The following is a 23378-nucleotide window of genomic DNA, read 5'->3' as shown; positions in this document are numbered from 1 at the left end:
GTGAATCATTCAAATCACTCAGCGCTGAATAATCCACTGTGGAAATTTTCGTGGCAATTTTATGCCCAACCGCAGGTTGCGGAGAAATGTTTGGCGCTACAAGATCAGCACCTTGTTAATGTTAATCTAATCTGTTGGCTTATTTGGTCAACGCTGCTCGATAAAACCTGTTCGCCAAGCGACTTACAACAGTGCACGCAGTTGATCACGCAATTTGATCAACAAACCATAATGCTGCGCAAGATACGCATCCAACTAAAAACTGAGATAACGCAACCGATAACTCAACATATGTCCCCGCAACTGCCAGCGCATACCACAGATAATCTTGCTAAACGCTCGGTTTTAAGAGACATCGTCAAAAAACTGGAGCTACTGGCAGAGCAACATCAACAGCGATTGCTTTTTGAACAAACAAAAACATTCAATCAAACAAAAGCCACTTGCGATAGTAACGATATTAGTCAGCATAACCTGAAACAATTACTGCTTTTTTACCAATTACCAAGACCGGTACTTAAAACATTACGGGAGCTATTGGTAGCGGGACAACAGGTATTCGACGCCAACACGCATACGATTAATAGCTGAATTTAGCTTAGGGTATTTTCGGTTACCGTAAATTGCACGCAGCAATACATCATCGTATAAATTCCAACTTCAACTCTTAACGCAGCGACGCAATCTTAAACGGTAATAATAAGCGTCTAAAAAGATAACTATAAATAGTCGTATAAAAGCAGATGCTGATTGACCAAGGCTGGTCGGAAGTTTTTGGCAAATAATTTAGGCACACCCGTTAGAATTGTTAACAGAAACTTTGATTAACAGTAACTTTTATTAACAGAGTTTTCCGCAACACATGAATGTATTGCCGACCTCAACAGGGGAAGTGATTGGAATTATAAGGAAATCGGAAATCTTGGCGGAAGTAATCAGGAGCGTCTAAAGGTGTTTTTAACCAATAAAAAAAACGAGGCATTAAGCCCCGTTTTAACGTCTCAAAAGAGATTGTTTATTTTTTAGGAGTGTCGAATAAACTTCTTACCACATTCGACGACGTATCCTCATCGGCGTCTTCTTCAACGTCTTGCGACTCGACTTCTTCGCCGACGGTGTCGTCTTCAGACTCGACGTTTTCTTCAGTGGATGACTCTTCTTCGTCAAACGCTGCTTCAACTGCATCTGCTGCGTCATTCGCGGCGGAGTCTTGTTCTTCTTCACTAACGACTGACGCTTGGGTTGAAGCTTCAACCTTTTCGGCTTCTTCTTTTTTTTTCCCAACCTCTTCTATTTCAGGGGTTGGGGTTGCAAATAAAGCGGTTTGACTTGGGGAGTCAGCCTCAGGCTCTACTTCAGCCTTCGGTTTGCGTCCGCGCTTTTTTGGCGTGGGTGCCTCCACATCTGCGGTTTCAGTCACGGCCGCTTTTGGGCGTCCACGCTTTTTAGGCGCTTCTACTTTTGCCGCTTCTGGTTCAGCCGCCGCTGCCGCTTTAGGACGACCGCGTTTTTTTGGCGCTTCGGCCTTTGCAGGCTCAGCCGCAGGCGCTGCAGCCTTAGGACGACCACGACGTTTTGGCGCAGCTTCTACAACTTCTTCGGTTGCAGCTGCTGCCGCTTTAGGACGACCGCGCTTTTTAGGCGCTTCGGCTTTTGCAGGTGCTGCCGCAGGTGCAGTAGCCTTAGGACGACCACGACGTTTTGGCGCAGCTTCTACAACTTCTTCAGTTGCAACTTCTGCCGCTTTAGGACGACCACGTTTTTTCGCTGGTGCTGCCTTAGCCGTTGCCGCTTTTGGAGCAGCTGCTTTTGGTCTACCCGCTTTTTTCGCTGGCGCGGCTTTCTTTTCAGTAACGCCTAACTTTTTGGCTTGGGCGTCAATAGCAGCAGAAACAGCTTCTATTTGTTTAAGTTCGGCTTGTAAAGCAGCAATGCCTTCTTTTAATTCGGCCGCTTCTTCAGCCACCAAATCTAAATTAACTTTAGCCAATTCAACTTCAACGCTCGCTTTTTCAGCTCGTGCAATTTGAGCAGCAGTTTTGGCAGATTTAGCCGCCTTGTCTGCTTTCAACTGGGCCGCCACTAATTTTTTGTTAGCAGCAGTTACAGTTTTCTCTGCTTTTGCCAATGCCGTTTGCGCATCGGTAACTTTCTTTTGACGAGCTTTATTGAGATCTTCGCTGACCTTGGCAATTTGCTTTTCAAGATCCGCAATTGAAACCACGGTTTTCTTTCGGGCGGCCATGAGAGTGTCCTGTAAAAAATTAATGAATATTCTTATCTAAACAAAATTATAATAACTCTGTTTTTTCGAAAAATGTATGTTTTCTGCAAATTAAAATAAAAAAAATTCAATTATTTGACCGTTGCTTCACGATCAATTCCCAATTGAGTTTTTTTTGCTAATAATTTCATTTATCAAACCCAGCTTTGTAGACAGTTGCAAAGCCGTGTTTTCGAGATTTAACGCTTTATTCATACAACCTTAGTAGGGTTCAATTTTGTAAAACTATTTAGGTGCAAAGTAGGCGCAACGGATTTTTCCAAATCCTACCAAAACCCGTGTTGCTTTTGATGAACAACAGTAAATGTGCGCATTGATGGGTTAGGTTGCTTAGCCTTTTATTGAAGTTTTCTTGGATAATTTTCAGCGAATTCGCAATACATAAGGTGCACCGCGGGTTTTAGTTAGCACCCTGTAACATAATGCTGCTCAATAATGCCTCAAAAGTGCGCTTTAAAATCTAACCTTTACACAAGCTCACTCTGCGCTTGCTTTAGTTTATCAATACCGCCTTTGCTAATTAACACAAAGCCTGAGCAGCTTGAGGTCGCCTAATCGAATCTAGGTTATTAACAGTAGTTCTTTTTGACAAAAACCCGGTTAGGCTTCCCATAAATTTATCACTAATGTCGGTTTTCAATGTTTTTGTAATATTTTATTTATCAATTGCGAATAGATAACTGACAAACGTACTCTTTCATAGATAAATAATTCACGATAAACATCAATGGATATTCTTGAATATGACAATAACTGGCAAATTAGTCAGTGTGGTTACTGTCGTTAACGCTGACATTTTTATCACAAATTCTAAAAACGCTATTTAGATACTTTTCATAGTATTGATTTTTGAATACCAATTTCGAAAAAATCTGAGTTTTTGCCATTAAAAATTCACACAACTGAGAATCGGGGATATTCGATAATCAATCGCGCAACCCTTTTAGAGGCAATTTGGTATTTAATTGTGGGTATAAAACCGGTGTTTTAACATCTTAAGAACCGGTGATTCACTTACCAAGAATTATTCATTGGTCAGAAATTGAAAATACAATGCCCAATTTCTTCACAATTTCAATAACTTATCGCGCGAAAATTTGACGCCAAATGCTCTTTTGATAGAACTAGTAACCCAACAAAGCACCCTTTAGAGAATTACCGAAGGCTAATTAGGAAGGAAATTTATCAAAATTCGAACTCTTGACAGTGAATATTCCATAAGACATTTCAAATTTTAGTCTTGCGGCGATAGAATCGACAGCCGTTTTTGGTTTTTACGGATATTTTTACTGAGCCGAGACTCGAATCTGATTAACAAAAACTGATCTTCGGTATTTTGTAAGCGCTTGCTAAGACCGTCAGTCAAACCACGACGCTTTTAAAAGATAAATAAACGAGTAATTAAGGGTATTAAACAATGAAATTGAAATTATTAGCCAGCGCTGTCGCAGGCTCGTTGTTGCTTGTGGCCTGTGCCGGTGAGAAAGCCGAGCCAGAAGCGGTAGCTAAGACTGCAGCAGTTGAAACCATGGAACAAAAAGTCAGCTACATTTTTGGCCTGAACATTGGCCGTCAATTTCAGCGTGACGACATTGTTTTAGACATTCCAGCACTCACTCAAGCACTTGAAGATTTGCAAGCCGATGCAGAACCTCGCTTAACCGATGAGCAAATGCAAGAAACCATGCAAGCTTTCCAACAAGTGATGATTGCTAAGCAACAAGCTGCTCAAGAAGCTGCCGCAGAAGCAGCGCGTGTCGCCGGCGAAGAAAACGCAAAAATTGGCGCTGAATTCCTAGCGGCAAACGGTGAGAAAGAAGGTGTTGTAACCACCGAATCGGGTCTTCAATACAAAGTTATTACCGAAGGCACCGGTGAAAAACCAGGACCAACCGACAAGGTTACCGTTCATTACCGCGGTACTTTGATTGATGGTACTGAATTCGACAGTTCATACAGCCGTAATGCTCCTGCCACCTTTGGTGTAAACCAAGTGATTCCTGGCTGGACCGAAGCATTACAATTAATGACTGAAGGTTCTAAGTGGGAATTGTACATCCCATCTGAACTTGCTTACGGCCCAGGTGGTACCGGCGGTGAGATCGGCCCAAATGCAACCTTAATTTTCGAAGTTGATTTGTTGACCGTTGGCGACAAGCCATTACCCGCTGAAACCGAAGAAGAAGCCAGCGAAGATTCTGAAGGTTAATACAGCTGTTGATTGCTTTGAAAATAGCGCCACAAAAAAGCCCGTTTAGACGGGCTTTTTAATGACTGCCAATAATTCATGACTTTAAACGGCACACTGTACTTTAAACGGCACACTATAAAAGGAGCAACATCATGAGCAATCTCTTTCAGATTACCCAGTGGGATGAATCACCCTACCTAGAAAACCCCGACGGATCGAAAAAAAGCTTGGCAAAGATTACCCAGCAATACCAAGGCGAAATCGAAGGCAGCAGCGAATTAACCTATTTAATGTCTTATCAAACTGCAGGCAGTGCGCTATTTGTTGGTTTTGAAGTGATTACCGGCACAATTAACGGCAAGTCCGGCAGCATTACCCTTCAACATACGGGAAAATTTGAAAAGGGTGTCGCAAGCAGTGAGTTTACCTTTGTTGCCAATTCGGGCACCGATGAGCTGAGTACTCTAACCGGCACGGGAACGTTTACTTCGGGTGAAGCGGGCCAAGCCAGTTACTCATTAAATTTAACCGAATAACATAGCTCGGTTCGTACAGTCAGTCGTCGAACATCGCCATTAAATTATTCAGCGTATCACGACCTTTTTGCTGATTTTGCTCTGGGCTAGATTGACCAAATCCTTCTCGCTCCACTTCGTCTGCCGGCAGCTCCTCTAAAAACCGGCTTTCGCTGGTCTCCATGACCTCGCCGTACTGCTTGCGTTTAGACGCTAACATTAGCGTTAAACTGCGCTGGGCCCGGGTAATTCCCACATACGCTAAACGACGTTCTTCTTCTACGTTTTCTTCTTCGATACTGTTTCTGTGCGGTAAAATGTCTTCTTCTAAGCCCAAAATAAAAACGTGAGGAAACTCCAAACCTTTAGAGGCGTGTAGCGTCAGCATTTGCACTTGATCTTGGGTTTCCTCTTCTTCTTGTCGGTCTAAAAGATCCATTAATACCAGTTTAGTAATGGCGTCTTTTAATGAAATCGGCTCCCGTGATGGATCTTCGGGAGTGAGCATTCGACCGATAGAATCCAGCAGGTAATAGACGTTCTCCATGCGGCGCTCGGCAACCTTAGAGCTGCTGGCATTTTGGTGTAACCAACCTTGGTAGTCGATGTCTTCAACCATTTCGCGAATGGCGGCCATGGCTTCGTCGGTTTCTGCACGTAAGCTGATGTTCATTAACCAATGACAAAAACGGCGAATCCGCTCTAGAGCATTTTCAGGGATTTGCGATTGCAAACCCATTTCGTCGCAGGCCGTAAATAAACTGATTTCTCGCGAAGTTGCGTACCGCCCCAAAACTTCTAAGGTGCTTGGACCAATTTGTCGGCGTGGCGTATTGATGATACGCAAAAAGGCATTGTCGTCATCGGGATTCACCACTAAACGCAAATACGCCATGATGTCTTTAATTTCAGTGCGTGCAAAAAATGAGGTACCGCCACTCATGGCGTAAGGAATTTGATGATGTTGCAGCTTTAATTCCATCAAACGCGCTTGGTGGTTACTGCGATACAAGATAGCAAAATCGTGAAACTTAGCCTGACGCTGCAAACGCTGAGTAACAATTTCGTTAGCAACCCGTTCAGCCTCGGCTTCTTCATTAGCGCATTTAATAATCCGAATGGGTTCGCCAATGGATTTATCACTCCACAGCGTTTTTTCAAATTCGTGGGGATTATTGGCGATCAAGTGGTTAGCGGTTTTTAGAATACGTTGTGTGGAACGATAATTTTGCTCCAACTTAATCACTTCTAAATTGGGAAAATCGACCTTTAACAAGCTCATGTTTTCGGGACGAGCGCCACGCCATGCGTAAATGGATTGGTCATCGTCACCCACCACGGTTAATGAACCGCGGCCGCCAACCAACTGTTTAACCAACAAATACTGAGCGTTGTTGGTATCTTGATATTCATCGACCAATAAATAACGGATTTTGCGCTGCCAGTGGCGAAGCACCTCTTCGTTTTCAGAAAACAGATTTACTGGTACCAAAATTAAATCGTCAAAATCAACGGCATTGTAGGCGTGTAACGCTTGATTGTAGCGTTGATACACATAGGCAATTTTTTGCTCGCCTTCGCTTTCTGCCTTACTGATGGCAATGCCCGGATGCACCTGATCATTTTTCCAATTCGAAATTTGATGCTGGGTTAAATCGAGCAGATCGGTGTCTAAATCGCCGTCTTTGAGCATTAATTCTTTCAGTAGCGCTCGCGAATCTTCACCGTCAAAAATTGAAAATCCGGGTTTGTAACCCAAATGTCGATATTCGCGGCGAATAATATTCAAGCCTAAATTATGAAAGGTAGATACGGTTAAGCCTTTTGCCGCAGAGCCTTTTACCAATTTTGTGGCGCGCTCTTTCATCTCACGGGCGGCCTTATTGGTAAAGGTAAGCGCCGCAATATTACGCGCGGGAATGTCGCAGTTTTCGATGAGATGAGCGATCTTTCGGGTAATCACGCTGGTTTTACCACTCCCGGCACCGGCGAGCACTAAACACGGCCCATCAACATAATGAACGGCTTGGCGTTGTCTGGGATTAAGCTGTGTCACGGATTACCCTTTAACAATTACTGTTTCTGTGAATAGATATTTAAGAGACCCTACTTATACCGAGAACCTCACGCCTTGTCACCGATATCGCCACCAGCGAAAGGCCACCACTTAAGATCGGAATTCTAACAATCCTAAAACCATTCTCAAATGTCAGCGGTCGCTATAAATACCTGTCATTCAGGAAAAAAGCATTCACCAACGTGACTACGAATATTGATCAAAAAATACTTCAAATTAATTCTTGCCGATAAAACGCTAAAGTTGTCGAAAACCTCTGAAAATCGCAGATTTGCTCGAATATTTTCGGCAAAGCTTAATAAAACAACAAAAGATTCTCTTTCAAGTCCAACTAGGCCTATTTTAAGTCATAGACCATGGGTATAATCGCGGCCAATTTTTGCCCACCAGAGATTTTCCTGTGATTGAGAAGTTAAGAAACATTGCCATTATTGCCCACGTTGACCATGGCAAAACCACCCTCGTTGATAAGTTGTTGAGCCAATCCGGCACCCTAGACCGTAAAGATGTTGGCGCAGAGCGCATCATGGACTCCAACGATCAAGAGAAGGAACGTGGAATCACCATTTTGGCGAAAAACACCGCCATCCGTTGGAATGACTACCGCATCAACATCGTAGACACCCCTGGGCACGCCGACTTCGGCGGCGAAGTGGAGCGCGTATTATCGATGGTAGACAGTGTGTGTTTGTTGGTTGATGCCGTAGACGGGCCAATGCCACAAACGCGTTTCGTAACTTCAAAAGCGTTTGAGCGCGGCCTAAAGCCCATTGTTGTTATCAACAAGGTTGACCGCCCAGGTGCGCGTCCAGATTGGGTTATGGACCAAGTATTCGATTTGTTCGACAACCTTGGCGCAACCGACGAGCAATTGGATTTCCCAGTTATCTACGCATCTGCACTTAACGGCGTTGCTGGTGATGATCCAGAAAACTTGGCCGAAGACATGACGCCGTTGTACCAAATGATCGTTGACCGTGTACCACCACCAGACGTAGATCCAGAAGGTCCTTTCCAAATGCAAATTTCTGCATTGGATTACGACAGCTACGTAGGTGTTATCGGTGTTGGCCGTATTACTCGCGGTAAATTATCACCAAACCAACAAGTGGTTGTGAAATCTGCCGACGGCTCTACCCGTAAAGGTAAGGTTTTAAACGTTAAAGGCTACCTTGGTCTTGAGCGTATCGACACACCACAAGCAACCGCAGGTGATATCGTTTGTATCACCGGTATCGATAAGCTTTCTATTTCTGACACCTTGTGTGATCCAGATAACGTAGAAGCCTTACCAGCATTGAGCGTTGACGAACCAACCGTAAGCATGACCTTTATGGTAAACGATTCTCCGTTTGCGGGCCTTGAAGGTAAGTTTGTAACCTCGCGCAATATCAAAGAGCGCTTGGATCAAGAACTTATCCACAACGTTGCGCTACGTGTAGAACAAGGCGACACCGCCGATAAATTTATCGTTTCTGGTCGTGGTGAATTGCACTTGTCGGTGCTCATCGAAAACATGCGTCGTGAAGGTTTTGAGCTTGGCGTTTCACGTCCTGAAGTGGTTCAAAAAATTGTTGATGGCGAAGTTCTTGAGCCCTACGAAGCCGTAGTTATCGATATCGAAGACCAGCACCAAGGTGCGGTAATGGAAGAATTTGGTCTTCGTAAAGGCGAATTGACCAACATGGAGCCAGACGGTAAAGGTCGTGTGCGCTTGCAGTTCATCGTTCCCTCACGCGGTCTGATCGGTTTCCGTGGTTTGTTCCTAACACTTACCTCTGGTTCAGGCATCATGACCAGTATCTTCGATCACTACGGCCCAGTGAAAGAAGGCGATGTTGCTAAACGCCAAAACGGTGTGTTGGTGAGCATGGTTAAGGGTAAAACCTTGGCTTACGCATTGTTCAGCCTTCAAGACCGTGGTCGTTTATTCTTAGGTCACGCGGTTGATGTGTACGAAGGTCAGGTGATTGGTATTCACTCACGCGCCAACGATCTTGTGGTTAACCCAACCAAAGCCAAACAGCTAACCAACATTCGTGCTGCCGGTACCGACGAAGCCTTAACCCTAACACCACCTATCAAGCACACCCTTGAGCAGGCGTTGGAGTTTATTGAAGACGATGAATTGGTAGAAGTAACACCAAAAAGCATTCGTATTCGCAAGAAGTTGTTAACCGAAAACGAACGTAAACGCGCGAAAAAATAATACGTTAAAAATAACGACGTATTTATTGAACACCGAAAAGGTCAGCTTACGCTGGCCTTTTTTGGTTTTAACCGCTGCGAACTTATAAAAACTCTGATTAACCTAGAGATTCCAGTTACCCAAGGCCGAGCAAATCAGCAATTTCCACCGATAACTCAAACACCAACGCCTTACAATAAACCTCTTTTCTTATAAACAATGCCCGCCCAGACACACAGAAGTAACTCGGCGATAAATGTCCAATGCCAAATAAAGTTTAACCACCATGGTTTGTAACGTGCAGGCACGTGAAACAGAGAGAAGGATTTATCGTAAAAGGGCGCGAATAACCAAAGATCGCCGACGTAGGCATCTAAAAATACGTGCGAAAGACCGCCGAGACTAAAAAATAACGGCGCGTATTTTACTGTGGATGCCGAGATCCAAAATGGCGATAATTTTAGCCAAAGCACAGAAATGATGCTCAACAACAGCCAAAAGCTGGGCCAGTGTATAAAATAGCGATGATGATGCACTAAGCCATGATCGACCCAGTAAAAATAGATCAGGTCAAAATCAGGAAATATTGCTCCTAGAAGCCCCAAAAACATCAAAATGCCCGTAGAGCTGCTCGACAAACCTAAGCGATCAAACAAAAAACGCGACAGTAAATAACCCGAGGGTAAATGGGCAATAACCATGAAATCTAAAGAAATATAGTTCAGTCAATTGATGAAAACAGAAAACCATTTGAGCGCCACTATGCAAATTCATTCCACAGATCGCGACAAATTTTTGTTACCAAAGGTAAAGTTCGCTATCGAATTCATACAATCACGACTGACTCAATCACGAACTGATCGAGGGCCAACCTACAAGCGCACCATTGGCCTGCTATTAATAAGCTTTATGTTGCACGGTTGCGACCCCTTGATCGTTCTTGAACAACAAACCGTGAAACCAGCTTCATTTACCTTAACCTACCAAAAGTACTCCACCAGCCGTGCACCACTTTTATTAGAAACCGTAGATGAAGGATTAACGCTCTGGTTTCCTGCAATTCCCGGAGGTCTGGTCGGCACACCTAACAATCAAATGTTGGCAGAAGTGGTCGTTACACAAAAACAATTTCAGTTAGATTTGCCTGAATCGCCACAAGACATCGCAAAGCCTTCATCAAAAATGAATATCCGCCCCGCAGACACGGCTCTTATTCGAGTAGGTACCTTTCACGGCTTTCCCAATTCAGAACCCGGCGGCGGCGGTTTTATCAATAAACACAGTGGTAATCATTTAATTTTGGTGTATTTCTCAAAACCTTGCGTTATTAAGGGCGACATATCTACCGATCTGCATACCGAGAACCTCACCATTGCCCAACCCGGTTGGAATTGGTTGGAATTGGTACCCGATGAGCTCGGTTACCAACCCAAAGTGTATACCGGCAGCGAAACGAATATAGAAATGGCTATTTACGTGAATAACGCTATCAGTCTTTAAGCGCTGTGCAGAGCGTTTACTCCCGGTAGATCAGCTTACAAAATTTGATTACTTTTTGATGAACTCTAAATGCGCCAACCGGTCGGATGGACACTACGTGTGCATCAGAGTAATTAAAAGATAACGGCTCTTTTTCATTCTCTGGAAGGACTATCACTTCACCCGTAGTGTACATAAAGAAGGACTCACGGGTGAAAATACCATCGAATCGAACCATACTCGGCCTAGCGCTGGCACTGAGCGGCATTGCTCATGCGGTTTTATTTCTTGTTATTGATGCGTTTTTTTCGCTGCCACGCCAATCGGCTTTTGCACCTCAAATTACATCAACCACCTTATCTATCGATTTAACACCGCAGCTTTTAGCTATTCCAAAAATAGACGAGCCAGATTTAACCAAAACCGAAGAATCAATTATTGGTAGCGATTTAGTGGAAACACCAAAACCGATACCGGAGCCGGAGCCGGAACAAATCGCTCCAGAACAAACAGCGCCAAAACAAACAATTCCAGAACAAATAACTCCAGAACAAATAACTCCAGAAAACGTGGTTCAACAGCCACCGGTAATCAATCCAAATATTGAAGCACCTATTACCGAAACTATCACAGAGCCTGACGCACCCCAAAAAGAAACCACTAAAAATACGTCAAAACCTCGCCAGCTTTTCAGCTTGCAGCAGCAAATACAATCGGCGGTTAATGCCGAATTTAATCAAGCTGTGCAAGATGCGGATATCGTTAAAAACCTCGCCAACGATAACTGCACGCTCAATGACCAAAAATCGCAAATTGTGGTTTGTAATAAAGGCTCGAACACACTAGAAGGCAGTGATACCAGCACCATCAATATTAATTCGCAATCGTTTAAAATCAGCGAATTCAAACCAGAATCTATTGATGCTCAAGAAAGAAATCGTTTAATTGAATTAGAACGACAACTGCATGCCATTAGGTCCGACCAAAACATTGATAAAAGTATTGTCGCGGCGCATCAACGTGAAGTGACCAACGATCTGGATTATATAGAAGCACAACAAGGAGCAGCGGGACTCCTTGGCCCAATATTATTAACCGGGCAAATTATTGCCGAGAAGGTTAAGAAACCCAGTTTTTATCAAAGCAGTAAAGATCATGTTTTTACGACCGATGACACCACAAAAAGCATAGAAGTCACCAGCGATACGCTCGATACTAAAATAATTACCGATACTGAAATAGCTACCGTTACTCTCCGCACAGCACAACAAAAACAACAAACCCAAACTTCCGATCAGCCAGCATCAAGCACGACTTTAGATAACAGCGTTAATCAGCCCCAAGTCATTCCAATTATTACGATTTCACCGAAAAAATCGTCGCCAGACAACAGCACTCATAATCAAAATTAAGGTTTGCAGTTAAAGTCTTACGGCAAACCAACAAAAAATTTCCCTGTGTTATGCTTAATTTATTGAAAAAGCATTCCGCTAGGAGAAACCCTTGGTACCGATTCCTTTTTCCCACCCAAAATCTCATTCGTCTCGCAAACTAGCCAAGCGTATTTGTGCGTTAGGTTTAGGCGCCTTACTCTTCAACTCAACCCTGTCTTTTGGGCAGTCGCTGCAAAAATCCAAACCCTCACCAGATACCTTCGAAGATACGGTATACCTCAACGGTGATGTTTTAAATCGCCAGATCGCCAAGAAAAAACTCAGTATCGAAACACTGGCAAACATCTACGCCAAACGCATCGCACAAATTGACGATAACGGCCCAACACTGAATGCCGTTGTCGAGTTGAATCCCGATTATGTTGCTATCGCCAAAGAACTCGATGGTAAGTTGCCACAATCTCCACTGCACGGTTTACCGGTACTGTTAAAAGACAATATCGATACCGGTGACAAGATGTTAACCACCGCTGGCTCGCTGGCATTAATGAATAGTCCCGCCAAAAATGACGCCTTTATTGTGAAACAACTGCGTGAATCGGGTGCGCTGATTTTTGGAAAAACCAATTTAAGCGAATGGGCCAATTTCCGTTCGTCACCGTCGATCAGCGGCTGCAGTGGTCGCGGTGGGCAAACCAAAAACGCCTTCGTCACCGATCGCAGCCCCTGTGGTTCTAGTTCTGGCAGCGCCGTCGCTGTCGCCGCCGGATTCGCACCGCTGGCGGTAGGTACCGAAACCGATGGCTCGATTTTGTGCCCGTCGTCTATGAATGGCATTGTGGGTATCAAACCAACGCTGGGATTGGTCAGCCGCAGCGGTATTATTCCGCTGTCACACAGCCAAGACACCGCCGGCCCCATGGCAAAAACCGTAACCGACGCCGCCATGTTGCTGTCGATTATTGCCGGAACAGACCGAAGCGACCCCTACACGGCGCAGGCCAACAAACACAAACGCGACTTTGCTGCGGGCCTTAGTCAGACGAGTCTTCAAGGCAAACGCTTGGGCATCGTCAGCCACTTTACCGGCCGCCACGATGGCACCGACGCGGTTTTTGCCAAAGCGGTTACAACACTCGAAGCCTTGGGCGCAGAATTAGTAGAAGTGGATTTGCCTAATTACGGCGAATATTCAGCGGCGGAATTTACGGTTTTACTGTACGACTTTAAGCACGATATCAATCAATACCTCGCCAAACGCGGCGACATAAACATTAAAAATCTCGACGATATTATTGCTTTTAATCAACAACACGCCGATCAAGAATTACCGTTTTTTGGCCAAAACACGCTGATATTGGCGAATAACAAAGGCGCTTTATCGAACGAAGAATATTTAAAAGCGCTGCAAATTGCGAAGCGCCTAAGCGGCCCAGAAGGTATTGATGCCGCCCTGAAAATGCATAAACTCGACGCGCTCATTGCCCCGGCCTACACACCCGCACCGCCCATTGACCCGGTATTGGGTGACGGCAAAATTTATGGTTCATCGTCACCGGCGGCCGTTTCGGGCTATCCGGCCATTACCGTTCCCGCCGGATTTGATCACGGTTTACCCGTCGGCCTATTGTTTTTTGGCGCAAAATGGAGCGATGCCGAGCTAATCAACTACGCCTACGCCTTTGAGCAAGGTCATCAAGCATTTAAAGCACCGCAGTTTTTACCAACAGTTTCCACAAACCAGTGAACACGCCGCAATAACAGTAGATCAGAAGTTTTGAGGAAACAGCTTCTATTATTTAAAAAACACAAGGATGTGTTATCAAGGCTCCGCTGGAACAATATCTTCTAAACCATACCTTCTAAACGACGTCTTTAAAACAACGCCTTCAAAACAACGCCTTCAAAACAATGCCTTGAAAACAAATCTCTCGAAGCAGCAGCGCTAGCGCTAAGCTCGGTGATTTGGCGCGATCATCCTTTTTAAGGATTCTCAAAAACAATTCAAGTACCGCGACCGTGCTACCAACACCGGTTATTTCGGGAAGGCGGTTTTTGGTTCGTCTTTTACAACAGATTTCTTAAATCGTACGTTGAATTTAACCTTTAGCCTAAAAGGGCGACCATGAAACTGCTGACCCAAAAAATTCGTTCCTTCAAAGTTGTGGCTTTCGCCAGCTGCATCGCATTTAGTGCCTCGTCCCACGCCGATGAAAACAAAAAATTCGAAAAGCTGCTCGACGAGCACTGGCAATACTTCTTACAAACACATCCGTTTCAAGCATCTGACTACGGAGACTTGCGATACAACGACAAGCTGCCCGATAACTCGCTGGAAGGTTTAGCCGCACACAGTGATTTTCAAAGTAAGTTATTAACCAAGTTAGCGAAGCTAAATCTCAATTCGCTAACGCCTAAAAACCAATTAAATTACGAATTGCTCACTCACGAATTAAATGTAAATGTTGGTGAACACATTCATAAAACCGATTTATTTAACATCACCAATCGCTCCGGCCCGCATTTAGAATTGGTGTATTTTTTAGGCCAGGCGCCACTGTTTACCGACAAAGATCACCAAAACTACATAAAGCGCTTGCAAGCGGTGCCAGAATTTATGGCCCACGAACTGGAAGTCGCGCGCGAAGCGGTATCGCTCGGGTTGGTACAAAGCTGTGAGTCCATGGCCGGTTACGAAAACTCCATTGCTACCCATGTGGTAAAAAATCCAGAAGACAGTAAATTCTACGAACCTTTTTTAAAGCTACCGAATAAATTTTCTGAAGAACGCAAGACAACATTACAAGCCCAAGCAAAAGCTGCCATTAAAGAATCGGTAATTCCACAAATTGCGTTATTCGGTGAATTCTACGCAAAAGAATACCAACCTAATTGCGCCAAAATTCCCGGCGCATCCAATTGGCCAAAAGGCGATGAGCTGTACCAATTTTTAGTAGGCAAATACACCACCACAGAATTAACCGCCGACGAAGTTCATAACATTGGTTTAAGCGAAGTAAAACGTATTCGCGACGAAATGATTGCTGCCATTAAACAGGCCGAGTTCGACGGTGGCCTACAAGAATTTATTCAATACCTGCGCACCGATAAGCAGTTTTACGCAAAAACACCAGAAGAATTAGTCGCACACGTAAGCACCATCGCTAAAAAAATGGATGGCGAACTGCCAAAACTGTTTGGCAAATTACCCAGAAACCCCTACGGCATTAAAGAAGTACCGGCCGATATCGCCGAAAAAACCACAACGGCTTACTACTCACCCGGCGCCGCCGATGGCTCACGAGCCGGTTTTTATTACATAAACACCTCGCTGCTTGAAGCTCGTCCTTTATACACCCTCGAAGCACTCACCCTGCACGAAGCGGTACCGGGCCACCATCTACAAATTGCCCTTGCGTACGAAAACGATGTGCCTAATTTTCGCCGTGACATTAACAACACCGTATTTATTGAAGGTTGGGGTTTATACGCAGAGCGCTTAGGTTTAGAGGTGGGTTTTTACGATAACCCTTACACCAATTTTGGCCGCCTAAGTTACGAAATGTGGCGCGCACTGCGCTTGGTGGTTGATACGGGCATTCACGCCAAAGGCTGGACTCGCCAACAAGCCATTGATTTTATGGCCGAAAATTCCGCATTAAGCTTGCACAACATCACCGCAGAGGTAGATCGCTACATTACCTGGCCCGGCCAAGCATTGGCCTACAAAATGGGGGAATTAAAAATTCGTGAATTGCGTGAAAAAGCTGAACAAAAATTGGGTGCTCAATTTGACGTTCGCGCCTTCCACGATGCGTTGTTAGAAAATGGCGCCGTTCCTTTATCGATTTTAGAAGAATTGATGGATAAATGGTTGGCAACACAAAGCGGATAATCGCCAACCATTAAATATCTGCTTAAATCAGGGATGAGTTAATCAGAGGTTCACATAAAAAAACCGCCGATAATTTTCGGCGGTTTTTGTTTAAAAATAACGTTACTGTCAAAAACAATATCAAAAACGATTTCAAAAAAGGTCAAAACACTTTCAAAAAGATTTTTTTGATTTCCTCTTAGGCCGCAGATTTTTCTTCTGAATTAGAGTTTTCACCATCATCAATTTTAACTGCTTGACGCTGTTGAACTTCAGCAAATTCTGGCGCAAGCACATGCAGCGACGAAGGTTGTACTTTAATTATTAAAGGTAAATCTTCGAAAATCTCGCCATCAAGAACGTAGTTCTTCGCTCCGTCAACCGTCAACTCAATGGTTTTGGCCTGATAATGATGAATATTCTCGTTCGATTTAGCTGCTTCAGGTGAAAACCCAGCCATGGTTAAATCGAACATACTCATATATTTAGCGTGGCTCGCATCGAAGGTATCTAACCACGTGATATCCAATAAACCGTCACGATATTCTGGCTCACCGTTACCTTGCGCAAGTACAGAGGTAATGGGCGCAATATTAGCAATCGTTAAACTCGGTGTTTTGGCCTCAATAACGCAATCACCATCTAACGTCATTTTAATGCTGAGGTTTTTATTTTCGCTAATGGCCGACCATAAGCTTTTTACATAAGCCATTTGGCCAAGGGATTCTTTATCGGGCACGGCTTCGCGTACCATGGTTTCTTCAAAACCAACACCCGCAACCAGCATCATCATTTTGTCATTGCACGTTGCGGTATCAATGGTGCGAACATTACCTTCAATCAAAATATTACACGCAGCTTCTGTGGTGGTTTCGGTTAAACCAAACAATACCTTGGCAACCGAATTAGCGGTACCGTTGGGAATAATGCCCAGCCGAATATTGGAATTAGCCATATGCTCGGCAACCGCCGCTACGGTACCATCGCCGCCACAGGCGATAATCATTTTAGCTCCGTTAGCTTTGGCTTGTTCAACCAATTGTTTTGGACTTTGTTGTTTGTTCATTTCACGCACAGTTAAGTTGTAATACTCTTTTAAAGCATCAATTATCTGCGGTTTAATTTCGCCCCAATTACCCGAACCCGAATTAGGATTTGCAATAATCCACGCGTCTTGAAGCAGTTCTAACTTACCCGACGTGTAGAGTTTATGAAGGTGTTTGTACTGTTTACGATTCAAATTTGCGGTATTACGAATCTCTTTTACTTCGCTAAGCATGGCTCTGATATCGTCTTTTTTATGCTTAACAATCAAATACGCCATCATCACCAAGACCGAACGGCCACGACCAAGCGCACAATGGACTACCACCTTACCACCGCTACTGATTTGATGATCAATCCAGCGAATCGCCTTATTCAACTGATCAACCGTAGGAATAGAATGATCAAGCACCGGAACATTCAAATATTGAATACCGAGCTTCTCACTCTCCCAATTTAAGGCATCAAACTCGGCGGTTACATCCAATACAGCGGTGATATTTTCAGACTCGATAACAGGTAGGGTAGAGCGCGTTAAACGACCCGCCAAATAAAGACTAGGGGAAATTTTTTGCACTCGTGGCACCTTGTCGCGACTTCTTACAAATTCATTGTAAAATTTGGCAAACAATAAGAAAGGAATAAACAACCAGCGCGTCCACCAAGTAATACGACCATCAAGGCGTTTTCTAAAGATTGCAGGCTTGTTAAGCACATAAGCAACACCGACCACAAAAACCGACAGTGCACACCACAACAGCAAAGCTTTCAAAACAAAAACTGGCGTAAACCAAGCCGCAATCGCAAACAAAACACCGACGAGCAAATAAATAGCTCCAACGTATTCCACAATACCCTCTCTTTATTTTTACTCTGTATTCAATTCTGTGCAGTTTGTATTTATTAAGACTATCAATATTAGATAGATAGCCAATAACACAGCAAATACCGATCCAGTGTAAAAATTACAAAAGTAGAGAAAATACGTGTAAAAAATACCATTAATTAAACATCGACCAAAAGACAAAACTCCTTTCCTCAATAAAAATATTATTTATATTTAGTCTTTTAACAGTAGAAAAACACCATCAGTTTTTAAAAAAAATGGCAAATAAACGGTAACTTTAAAAATTAAAAATCAATTAGATAGAAATTTAATAAGCCTAGAAAATTACCATTAGCCCGAGTTAATAAAACCTAAAACCAAATTACAGCTCGAAACAACCAACTCTAAACATTAACTTCAATACTTCTCAACCTGTTAACTTAATAAAAATCAGTCACAGCCATCTAACCCAAAAGCTGCAACGGAAATCTAATTTTTTCGCCAAATTAACTTTAAAAGATGAAATTAACGCCACATAAAGCGGAAGATTGACGTAACAGAGGTTTAGAGATAGCGTTCGAAAAAAACCCTACTAACACATCTACAGTAGTACCGGATATGTTGCAAACTTCAGCCCCTTGAAGAAATTCAAAATAGGAAGTAACAATGCCTCATATATTTAATACCCAAGCTATGAGAGAAAAACTATTTCTAATTCGACAACTAGCGCTCGCAAGCAATAGTTATTGCACAAGCGTTGGGAGTAAGAAGTCTGAATTTGTATGTAAATCAGAATCCTGGCTTGAATATTCCCGAACACTAGAAGAGATTCTGAGTCGATATATTATCGAAGTATCAATATCCCTAAGAATGTTTGAGGATTTGTTGAATTCCCATGGAAATAAGTGTTTTTTGAATTCTGCAGAAAATATTGTTTCTAACAACAGATCCATCGGCCAAATGGAAAATAATAGCTTTGATCTAACGATCCGAGAATCATGTAATAAAGTTATACATGCAACAAGAGTAGATCTAGAATGGGTTGAATCAGATAACGAAGAAATTACATATTGGAGTGGAAACTATACTCTAAGTGGTAAAAAAGGAAGAAAAAATTGGAAGCTTATAGTTTTCACTGATTTATGGGCTCAATCTATGAAGGAGTATATTGACGAGATCGAGAACTCTGATATCAATTGGCCCGAAATTTACGACTAAATTAAATATTGTATATAACGGCAGTGATTTTCAAAGGACTGAACTTTTTAATAGTTCTTTTTATTTACGGTAATAAACGAGCTTGTTCTAAGCCAAGCATCGAAGAAATTCAAATTTACTTGCCACAATGAATTAGTTCTCGAAGCAAATAAATTTTACGAGAATAAAGATTATGAGTAAGCTCACGATTACTATCGTAGAGCATCTATATACCAAGATTTAACAGGCACGGATTTGGAGCGTTGTTTGGATCTGAAAAAAGACTGCTAGATTTTCACAGAATATCGGCTGATTCCAGGAAAAAATCTTTAACACACAACCAGCAAATGTAATCATAAAAAACGGTCATGAAGGACCATGAAAATACATAAAGACGAAATTGGAATTATTACTATTTACACCTGTTTAACCGTGTATTTTTTCTGGCTTTTCTTCACCCTAAATAGATTTAATTCGTCTGGTGAAGAGCAATTGGTAGGTCATCTATTAATATCATACGAGCTCTTTCCACTCGCAACATTAGTTGCTGGTGTAACAACGTTAATTTTAGGTTGGTCTGGACTTGTTAAACCAAAATATAAAAACAAGCTTTTAATTCGCCAGTATATTATTTATTGGGCAGGAGTTATGCCCGCAATTATTTTCGCAGCCTGTATTTTAGTTTACGTAATTTATATTTATAGAGCAGCAAGCATCTAATTACCTCATAAAATCTCAAGCTAAACAAGTTTAATTTTGTACACTTTGAGTTATATTAGAAACAGTATACAAGGCAACATTATTGATTGGAATAGATCAATATTTCTGGTACAACCAGATTATTAAGTTACACAAAAGGTAATCGAGACAATAAATGTATATTTTGAGAATATTTTTTGGGTTGTTATTGGTTTTTTCTTTAACTCTTCCTTTATCTACATGTAGCGGACCAATTGAGGAAGGAAATCAGGCACAGCCCGATCTTATTGAGCGATACATTATTTCCGACTTTGGATCAACTTCTCAATGGTTGTCGGTGCTTACATTTATCATCCCACTTGCTGCGGCAATATCAATTCGCAACCAAAAGGGAATAATAAAGAGTGAATCAATATGTCTACTCTCCGTTATTCCATGCAGTGTGATTCTCTACGTTCACACCGCTACGGGAACACTCGCAGCTGGCGGTATTATGGCCCTAGTTAGCATCATGGTTTTTTTTACAATTTCGCTCATCTCTTTGGTTAAAATAAGTATTTTAAGAATAAACAATTCAACTTCTACTTAATTTTAATTTCGGTTTCCATTTACTAAAATAATGCAGCCCCACATTATCGTATCCATGTTATATTTGCCGATTTTCTATCAATGGATATAGCATCTTCGATCAAATTTATTACATCTATGAATCCAGTTTTCAACGCCGCTTCGTCATCTATGTACGCCTCAATATTCGGCTGCGTACCAATCTTATTCATATCTGCCGTATCTGCTATGACCGAAGCAACCGAAATATTACAAATTTTCACATTTATAATATTTTCGTTATTAACTTATTCAGTGTCAGTTATTGCGGTTTTCTTGTTGGCATTAATTGTCGGTTCACCTATGTATTATGTTTTGGTCAGACTCAAGGTGAACAACTACTTGAGTGCTTCTATTTTAGGAGCATCTTTCATTGCTTCGATTTTTGGTTTCCATATAAGTATTGAATACTGTTTTTTACTGTTAACCAGGATTTCAGTTGGCGCTATTTACCACTACAATTATGCTAAAAATACAGATGCTATCTAGGATGTATTTATAGGAAACTCTGATTAACCTAGAGTTTCTCACGACACAAGGATGTGTCACCAATTTCAAGAACGGTAAGTGATTGAAATAGTGAAGAAATTGGAAATCGCATTTTCAATTTCTGTCCTCTGATTAAATCATGGATGAGTTAATCAGAGGTTTCTATAGTTTATTCTGGCATGTGTATATTTTGTTGAATACACTCTACCAGTTTAAATCAGATTATCTTTTATTGCTCCAACACCGTAGAAACCTAACATCTTTAAAGAGTTCGTTTTCCAGTATTTACTACGGTAAGTTCTCGTCAGCTCACTCGGGTTACGCGCCCTATATAACGAACATTCCAACCTGACTCATATCCATTATTTAACTCTCATAACTATCTCTTTTTCCGAAAGTGAGGCAAACTTCGGCGGTCTATAATCGAATGTTGAAAAGCAAGTAACCGTTAAACCTTGTAGCTTTCGGGATATCTGGGTGTGTGACATTTAAATGAAAGTATTACCTAACAAGTTATTGATTTTATTATTATTTTCTTCATTTACTACATTAGCAACCGAGAGTAATTCTTCAAAAATTAGTACAAATATTCCACGCCAAAACTATCCCTATTCGAAACTAAATCAGGTTAGTACAGATATTCCGAGTTACGAGAAAGAAGGTTTTACAATTTACACGGATTTAACCGAACTCAAAAAAATTGACCGCAGAAAAGTAAAAACCCAATCGTCGCCAGAAGTTCTGGATGCCGTCGGAAGAATTATTGTATCCCACGCGGACGAAAAAACTGAAAACACTTTCTCGGGGAGTTTGATTGCAACCACTCCGGGTCAGTCAAGTCGTGTAATTAATAGTGCTGGCCATTGCTTTGGTGGAACTAAAACGGGAGCTCTTTTTGATATTAAGAGTATTAAATGGCTTACCACAACAAAGTCTGGAAAAAGAGTTGAGAAACTTTTAAAACTTGAGGCATATAATTTAAAACAAGACGCCGAGATATTGTCTTTTGATGAAAAAATTCCTTTTTCTGAAATAAAACCCATTTTAATTGAAAACGAAGTTACCATGTCGCCTTCCGATATGATTTTCTACAACAAACGATCCGTTATAATCTCAGCCGGTTACAGTAGTGACGATTATAAAGGGCAAGATGGGGCAGTATTGACCTACGACGATGGAATTAGCAACAAAGATTTCACTGACGGATTAGGAACTTACGGCGACTACTTTTCTATGAATACCGTAGTATTTTCTGGTGCTAGTGGAGGAGCTTTATTAATGCTAACGGATTTATCAGAAGAAGATATCGTAAATCCGTACAACCAGTTTTACCTTGTAGGTACTGCATTAAGTATCTCTGGAAAAGGTAACAAAGCATTCGGCTTTTCTGATAAATCGACCATTGGTAGTTCTCACACCATTTACCGCAGTTACACAACTACCGATGCACAAATTGTGGATAAATTAAATAATTAGAAAAATATTAATTATTTTGAGTTTCTCTTATAAGCTCAAGTTGGTATTATTTTATGCTCAATCTAATTATAGGGATTAATGCATGGCTCACATAGAGATGTCTTTACTAGCGATTGAGTGCTTTTCAAACGACGGTAAACTGGACGCCAGTGAATTGGACAAATTGGTTACATTAGCCGAAGCAGATGGTGTAATTACCAATGAAGAAATTGAAGTGCTAAAGAGCGTCATAAAACGCATTAAACCAGAAGAGATTGATGCTGCTATGCAAAATCGTCTGAGTGCTCTTAGTCAGAAATTAAGCCGTATGAGCAAATAATTTTATTGAACTAAAAGATTTAATACTTTTTAATTTTTATCGATGCGTAATTTTTTATTTCAGTACTTATCGATTTTAACTCGTAACCTAAGGACAGGTAAAAATGACCTCTTCATCTGATAATCAGCAGCCCAATCAACAAGCACCTTTGATTGTGCCGCGTATAAAAAACGATAATTTTCTAACCTATTTAAACAGCCTTGAGGGTATGACGGAGTCATCTCTACCGATTACGGAGCGAATCGCTGGTGACTTGTTGTTAACTTACGCCATTGATATCGGCCCAAGTTATGTTATGGCTACACCTTTAAGCCTCAAGGAATACAATATTCAGCGATCACAATTAAGAGAATCGGCTTTAGCAAATAGCATAGAAGCCATACGTGGTGCTCAGATAGGAACGAACGAAATCATTTACGAATTAACCGCGCCAGACAATATGGCAGCGTGTTCTATTTTATTCCCTAATCTATGGCAGCATCTAGAAAAAGAAATAGGCGGCTCTATTGCGGCGACATTTCCGCACCGCGATTTTGTCCTTTACGCACGCAACAACGCAGATGGCCTAAAGGCGCTTCGAGAAATCCTGTCACAAATGAAATTTGACGATACTCATTCGTTGTCGAAACTAATCTATAAACCAACACCAACCGGATGGGAAGAAGTTATCGACTAATCTTAGATTCAAGCAGTTAAAAATCCACCGACATTGTGAATACT

19 protein-coding genes are annotated in these 23378 nt (G+C 42.1%); 14 read left to right on the top strand and 5 right to left on the bottom strand.

Going from position 1 to position 23378, the window contains the following annotated elements; translation table 11 throughout:
* Window positions 1–591 (top strand): TIGR02444 family protein, encoded by a 591-nt coding sequence (locus ACYQ2C_RS10575; RefSeq protein ID WP_460102411.1) that lies wholly within the window; start codon window positions 1–3, stop codon window positions 589–591.
* A gap of 424 nt (window positions 592–1015) precedes the next feature.
* On the opposite strand, the gene ACYQ2C_RS10570 is transcribed toward ACYQ2C_RS10575, so the two are convergent.
* Together ACYQ2C_RS10570 and ACYQ2C_RS10565 are read right to left on the bottom strand one after the other, a co-directional pair.
* The gene (locus tag ACYQ2C_RS10570) at window positions 1016–2245 is read right to left on the bottom strand and encodes a hypothetical protein (RefSeq protein ID WP_460102409.1); all 1230 of its coding nucleotides are present in this window, start codon (window positions 2243–2245) and stop codon (window positions 1016–1018) included.
* 1273 nt (window positions 2246–3518) lie between these two features.
* On the bottom strand, window positions 3519–3650 hold the full coding sequence (locus tag ACYQ2C_RS10565) for a hypothetical protein (protein WP_460102407.1): 132 nt from the start codon (window positions 3648–3650) through the stop codon (window positions 3519–3521).
* Window positions 3651–3701: 51 nt separating this feature from the next.
* On the opposite strand from ACYQ2C_RS10565, the gene ACYQ2C_RS10560 reads away from it, so the two are divergent.
* Window positions 3702–4493, top strand: a complete 792-nt coding sequence (locus ACYQ2C_RS10560; protein WP_460052444.1) for an FKBP-type peptidyl-prolyl cis-trans isomerase — start codon at window positions 3702–3704, stop codon at window positions 4491–4493.
* A 134-nt stretch (window positions 4494–4627) separates the two neighbouring features.
* Window positions 4628–5011, top strand: coding sequence for a DUF3224 domain-containing protein (locus ACYQ2C_RS10555; RefSeq protein WP_460102405.1), 384 nt, complete (start codon window positions 4628–4630; stop codon window positions 5009–5011).
* A 19-nt stretch (window positions 5012–5030) separates the two neighbouring features.
* Here the strand turns inward: ACYQ2C_RS10555 and rep are convergent, their stop codons facing one another.
* Entirely contained in the window at window positions 5031–7046 is a 2016-nt protein-coding gene (rep, locus tag ACYQ2C_RS10550; protein WP_460052440.1) for a DNA helicase Rep, read from the bottom strand.
* Between the two features lie 421 nt (window positions 7047–7467).
* Between rep and typA the strand changes: the two genes are divergently transcribed.
* The gene (gene typA / locus ACYQ2C_RS10545; protein WP_460052439.1) at window positions 7468–9276 is read left to right on the top strand and encodes a translational GTPase TypA; all 1809 of its coding nucleotides are present in this window, start codon (window positions 7468–7470) and stop codon (window positions 9274–9276) included.
* A 170-nt stretch (window positions 9277–9446) separates the two neighbouring features.
* Here typA and ACYQ2C_RS10540 read toward each other — a convergent pair whose 3' ends face one another.
* Entirely contained in the window at window positions 9447–9956 is a 510-nt protein-coding gene (locus tag ACYQ2C_RS10540; RefSeq protein ID WP_460102402.1) for a metal-dependent hydrolase, read from the bottom strand.
* Window positions 9957–10017: 61 nt separating this feature from the next.
* On the opposite strand from ACYQ2C_RS10540, the gene ACYQ2C_RS10535 reads away from it, so the two are divergent.
* The 4 genes from ACYQ2C_RS10535 to ACYQ2C_RS10520 all read left to right on the top strand — a co-directional run bounded on the left by ACYQ2C_RS10535 (window position 10018) and on the right by ACYQ2C_RS10520 (window position 16023).
* Complete coding sequence (locus tag ACYQ2C_RS10535) at window positions 10018–10755, top strand: hypothetical protein (protein ID WP_460052436.1); 738 nt, start codon at window positions 10018–10020, stop codon at window positions 10753–10755.
* A 191-nt stretch (window positions 10756–10946) separates the two neighbouring features.
* A complete protein-coding gene (locus ACYQ2C_RS10530; RefSeq protein ID WP_460102399.1) occupies window positions 10947–12146 on the top strand; it encodes a hypothetical protein in 1200 nt (399 codons plus the stop codon).
* Between the two features lie 91 nt (window positions 12147–12237).
* Window positions 12238–13875: an amidase gene (locus ACYQ2C_RS10525; protein ID WP_460102397.1), complete on the top strand. Its 1638-nt coding sequence runs from the start codon at window positions 12238–12240 to the stop codon at window positions 13873–13875.
* 378 nt (window positions 13876–14253) lie between these two features.
* Complete coding sequence (locus ACYQ2C_RS10520) at window positions 14254–16023, top strand: DUF885 domain-containing protein (RefSeq protein ID WP_460102394.1); 1770 nt, start codon at window positions 14254–14256, stop codon at window positions 16021–16023.
* Window positions 16024–16201: 178 nt separating this feature from the next.
* On the opposite strand, the gene ACYQ2C_RS10515 is transcribed toward ACYQ2C_RS10520, so the two are convergent.
* Window positions 16202–17896 carry a diacylglycerol kinase family protein gene (locus ACYQ2C_RS10515; RefSeq protein ID WP_460102391.1) on the bottom strand — a complete coding sequence of 565 codons (1695 nt, stop codon included), beginning with the start codon at window positions 17894–17896 and terminating at the stop codon, window positions 16202–16204.
* Window positions 17897–19447: 1551 nt separating this feature from the next.
* Between ACYQ2C_RS10515 and ACYQ2C_RS10510 the strand changes: the two genes are divergently transcribed.
* The 6 genes from ACYQ2C_RS10510 to ACYQ2C_RS10485 all read left to right on the top strand — a co-directional run bounded on the left by ACYQ2C_RS10510 (window position 19448) and on the right by ACYQ2C_RS10485 (window position 23334).
* On the top strand, window positions 19448–19789 hold the full coding sequence (locus ACYQ2C_RS10510) for a hypothetical protein (RefSeq protein WP_460102388.1): 342 nt from the start codon (window positions 19448–19450) through the stop codon (window positions 19787–19789).
* Window positions 19790–19943: 154 nt separating this feature from the next.
* Window positions 19944–20357 carry a hypothetical protein gene (locus tag ACYQ2C_RS10505; protein ID WP_460052427.1) on the top strand — a complete coding sequence of 138 codons (414 nt, stop codon included), beginning with the start codon at window positions 19944–19946 and terminating at the stop codon, window positions 20355–20357.
* 206 nt (window positions 20358–20563) lie between these two features.
* Window positions 20564–20863 carry a hypothetical protein gene (locus tag ACYQ2C_RS10500; RefSeq protein ID WP_460102384.1) on the top strand — a complete coding sequence of 100 codons (300 nt, stop codon included), beginning with the start codon at window positions 20564–20566 and terminating at the stop codon, window positions 20861–20863.
* 492 nt (window positions 20864–21355) lie between these two features.
* Window positions 21356–22339, top strand: a complete 984-nt coding sequence (locus ACYQ2C_RS10495) for a hypothetical protein (protein ID WP_460102380.1) — start codon at window positions 21356–21358, stop codon at window positions 22337–22339.
* An 82-nt stretch (window positions 22340–22421) separates the two neighbouring features.
* Window positions 22422–22658 (top strand): hypothetical protein, encoded by a 237-nt coding sequence (locus ACYQ2C_RS10490; RefSeq protein ID WP_460102377.1) that lies wholly within the window; start codon window positions 22422–22424, stop codon window positions 22656–22658.
* Window positions 22659–22761: 103 nt separating this feature from the next.
* Window positions 22762–23334: a DUF1444 family protein gene (locus ACYQ2C_RS10485; protein ID WP_460102374.1), complete on the top strand. Its 573-nt coding sequence runs from the start codon at window positions 22762–22764 to the stop codon at window positions 23332–23334.
* The last annotated feature ends 44 nt before the right edge of the window (window positions 23335–23378 follow it).

Source organism: Sessilibacter sp. MAH3 (assembly GCF_054658275.1).
Note: the sequence above shows the minus strand (reverse complement) of the source record. Positions and strands in the feature narration are given on the sequence as shown.